A 3,928-nucleotide genomic window follows, 5' to 3' on the forward strand; every position below is an offset into this window, starting at 1 on the left:
GCCTTACAGCGCCGATGGTACTGCAGGGGGGACCCTGTGGGAGAGTAGGACACCGCCGAACAATCTTTGGAGGACCCCTGGTCCCAGCGTTCAGCTGGGACCAGGGGTCCTTTTGTTTTTACTGGAGCGCGCTGGGTGTCCCGAGTTGCGCGAGAATGACTGCGGTACCGAAGACAGGAGTCACCATGTCCACCAACTCTCCCGAAGATCGACCGGAACGCGACCAGCGGCGACGGGACAGTGGTGACCGTGGTGATCGCGGTGGGTACCGCGGTGGTCCTCGGCGCGGCAACGACCGTGGTGAGCGCGGTGGTTTCCGCCGCGACGACCGTGACCGAGACCGGGGTGTCCGCCGGGAAGGAGACCGTCCCCCGTTCCGCCGCGACGACCGTGGGGATCGCGTTGACCGCGGTGGCTTCCGCCGTGACGATCGTGGTGACCGGGGCGACCGGGGCGACCGGGGTGGGTTCCGGCGCGACGACCGCGGTGACCGCCCGGAGCGCGGTGCATTCCGTCGGGACGACAGCAGGAGCGGGAGCGACAACCGGGCCGAGCGCGGCAGTTACGGTCGGCGCGACGAGCGCCGGAACGACCGCCGCGAGGGCGACCGTCCCGGCTTCCGCCGCGATGACAACCGTGGCTACGGCCGCCGTGACGACAACCGTGGCTACGGCCGCCGCGATGACGACCGTAGTTACCCCCGTCGCGATGACGAACGCGGTCACGGCCGTCGTGACGACAACCGCAATCACCCCCGTCGCGATGACGAACGCGGATACAGCCGCCGTGACGACAACCGTGGCTACTCCCGTCGCGAAGACGACCGTGGCTACCCCCGTCGCGATGACAACCGTAGCTACCCCCGCCGTGACGACGATCGGAGCTACGGTCGCCGTGACGACGATCGTGGTCACGGCCGCCGTGACGACCGCCGTGACGATCGCCGAGGTGGGGACGACCGTGGACCCCGTACTGGCTTCCGGCGGGATGACAGTCGTGGGGCCGGCGGTCGGGGTGAGCGCGGTGGGTTCCGTGGGCGGGATGGGCGTGACGGGCGGGACGACCGTTCCCGTGGGCCCCGGCGTGACGACCGTGGCGGGCGACCCGGGGGCTTTCGTGGCCGGGACGATCGGCGGGATGACCGCAGGGGTGACGACCGGCGTGGTGGTGGGCGTTTCCGTGACGAGCGTGACCGGGACCGGGAGCCGATCAAGCGGCTGCCGATCCCGGAGGACGTCACGGGCGAGGAGATCGACAACGACGTGCGGCAGGAGTTGCTGAGTCTGCCGAAGACGCTCGCGGACGATGTGGCGAAGAACCTGGTGATGGTCGCCCGGCTCATCGACGAGGACCCGGAGGGCGCGTACGGCTACTCCAAGGTGGCCCTGCGGCTCGCGTCGCGGGTTGCCGCCGTACGAGAGGCGGCCGGTTTCGCGGCGTATGCGAATCAGAAGTACGGCGAGGCGCTGGCCGAGTTCCGGGCCGCGCGGCGGATGACCGGGAACGTGGATCTGTGGCCGGTGATGGCCGACTGCGAGCGTGGGCTCGGGCGGCCGGAGAAGGCGCTGGACATGGCCGGAGCGCCCGAGGTGAACAAGCTCGACAAGGCGGGGCAGGTCGAGATGCGGCTCGTCGCGGCAGGTGCCCGGCGTGACATGGACCAGCTCGACGCGGCGATCGTGACGCTGCAGAGCCCCGAGCTGGCCGCCGGTTCCGTACAGCCGTGGACCGCGCGGCTGAGGTACGCGTATGCCGACGCGCTGCTGGCCGCCGGCCGGGAGGCCGAGGCGCGGGAGTGGTTCGCGAAGGCGGTCGAGGCCGACAAGGACGGCAGCACGGACGCCTCCGACCGGCTTGCCGAGCTGGACGGTGTCGAGTTCGTCGACGCGCTGGACGAGAACGAGAGTGACGAAGTGCCGGAGTCGTCCACTGAGGACGGCGACGAGGAGTAGTCGGAGACAGGGGCGGGATCCCGGGCGCGGGATCCCGCCCCTTCTCCGTGTGTGCCCAGCATGGGCGATTGCTTGGGGGTGGAAGTCCCCTGGGGGAAGAGGTGGTGCTAACCCCGAGCCGGAGGCAAGGGCGTCATCGTGAGGTGGGGTCTGGAGGAAGCCCGAGGCGAGACCTGGGTACCGAGGAACGCGAATCGCGTATGAGGCGTACTGGTCGGGTGAGCCTGCACGAGAAGGCGATGCCCGTCACTGCCAAGAGGGCCAGTGCGTAAACGCGGCGGGGATCCAGGGACAGTGATCGTTCTTACCTGGGGAGATCTGTCCGGGTGTCGGTTGTGCTGAAGTTGTCGCCGCGCCGACGGTCCGTGCCGGGAGGCGCGGGCTGACCGGGCAGAAGTCAGCAGAGGTCGTAGTACCAGCCGGGATGGCTGCCGGTGCGTGGCGGGCTGGGAAGGGCCGAACATCGAGTGGAACGGGTGATGTGGTGGTTGCTCGTGCTGGTCACGTGGACCGCAGTAAGTCCGCTTCGGCGGTGCCGACCGGGAAGGGACCGGTGCATTCCGGAAGTGTCCTGGCGGAGCGTAGTGGCCGGTCGGCGCACTCCACGGAGGGCGTTCACCGGGAGCGGGAGTCTTCGCTGTGGGAGTTGATGCTCTCGAAGGAGAACCTGCTCGCGGCGCTCAACCGCGTTGAAGTCAACCGGGGTGCTCCCGGGGTGGACGGCATGACCACGGCTGAGCTGAGGCCGTGGATCGCGGTGCACTGGCCCGAAGTGAGGGCCGAACTCGACGCGGGCATCTACCGGCCGGCGCCGGTCCGTCAGGTGATCATCCCCAAGCCTGGCGGCGGTGAGCGGATGCTGGGGGTGCCGCGGGTGCTGGACCGCTTGATCCAGCAGGCCATCGCGCAAGTGCTCGTGCCCATCTTCGACCCGCAGTTTTCGGGGTCGTCCTTCGGGTTCCGTCCCGGCCGGTCCGCCCATCAGGCGGTCCGTGTCGCGCGGCGGGCCATCGAGGACGGACACCGCTGGGTCGTGGACCTTGATCTGGACCGGTTCTTCGACCGGGTTCAGCATGACGTCCTGATGGCGCGGGTGGCGCGCAAGGTCGATGACCGCAGGGTCTTGAAGCTGATCCGCAGGTATCTGGACGCCGGGATCATGGTGGGCGGCATCAGGATGCCGAGCGCGGAGGGGACCCCCCAGGGTTCCCCGCTGTCGCCGGTCTTGTCGAACATCATGCTCGACGACCTGGACCGGGAGTTGTTCAAGCGCGGTCACCGGTTCGTGCGTTACGCAGACGACGTTCGTGTCTTCGTGCGGAGCAAGCGAGCCGCTTGCCGGGTGCTCGCCTCGGTCACGGCCGTGGTCGAGCAGCGGTTGAAACTGAAGGTCAACCGGGACAAGTCGAAGGTGGTCCCAGCTTCTGTCATGACGATGCTGGGGTTCGGCTTCTATTTTGCCCGGCGTGGGAAGGTTGGGATCCGCGTCGATCCGAAGGCGGTCGTCCGTCTGAAGATGCGGCTGCGGGAGCTGACCTCGCGCCGGTGGAGCATCGCGATGAACGAACGTATCGCGAAGATCAACCGCTTCATCGTTGGCTGGATGGGCTACTTCCGGCTCGCGGACGGTGCGCATCTGTTCCGCGAGCTGGACAAGTGGCTGCACCGCAGGATGCGGCAGATCCGTTGGAAGGAATGGAAGATCCCCCGGGCCCGCCGGGCCATGCTGCGCAAGCTCGGGTTCAACGAGCAGTTCTCCCGTGAGTGGGGGAACAGCAGCAAGGGCTACTGGCGGATCGCGGGCTCCCCCGTCCTCGCGCGGGCACTGCCCAACTCCTACTGGGACGACCTCGGCCTGAAGACGCTCAAGCCGACCTGGCAACGGTTGAGATCAGCTTGGTGAACCGCCGGATGCGTGACCCGCATGTCCGGTGGTGTGGGAGGAGGGCCGGGCGACCCGGCCCTCCTACCCGATT

The 3,928-nt window shown here is 68.4% G+C and carries 2 protein-coding genes and 1 pseudogene; 2 read left to right on the forward strand and 1 reads right to left on the reverse strand.

What is annotated here, in order from left to right; translation table 11 throughout:
- Positions 1-914: pseudogene (locus tag GFH49_RS40915) on the reverse strand (hypothetical protein); the annotation flags it as partial.
- Between the two features lie 348 nt (positions 915-1,262).
- Between GFH49_RS40915 and GFH49_RS39270 the strand changes: the two are divergent.
- On the forward strand, positions 1,263-1,952 hold the full coding sequence (locus GFH49_RS39270) for a tetratricopeptide repeat protein (RefSeq protein WP_230396156.1): 690 nt from the start codon (positions 1,263-1,265) through the stop codon (positions 1,950-1,952).
- A 649-nt stretch (positions 1,953-2,601) separates the two neighbouring features.
- Positions 2,602-3,855 carry a group II intron reverse transcriptase/maturase gene (ltrA, locus tag GFH49_RS04310; RefSeq protein WP_230396118.1) on the forward strand — a complete coding sequence of 418 codons (1,254 nt, stop codon included), beginning with the start codon at positions 2,602-2,604 and terminating at the stop codon, positions 3,853-3,855.
- The last annotated feature ends 73 nt before the right edge of the window (positions 3,856-3,928 follow it).

The organism is Streptomyces blattellae, assembly GCF_009709555.1.
Taxonomy (GTDB): Bacteria; Actinomycetota; Actinomycetes; order Streptomycetales; family Streptomycetaceae; genus Streptomyces; species Streptomyces blattellae.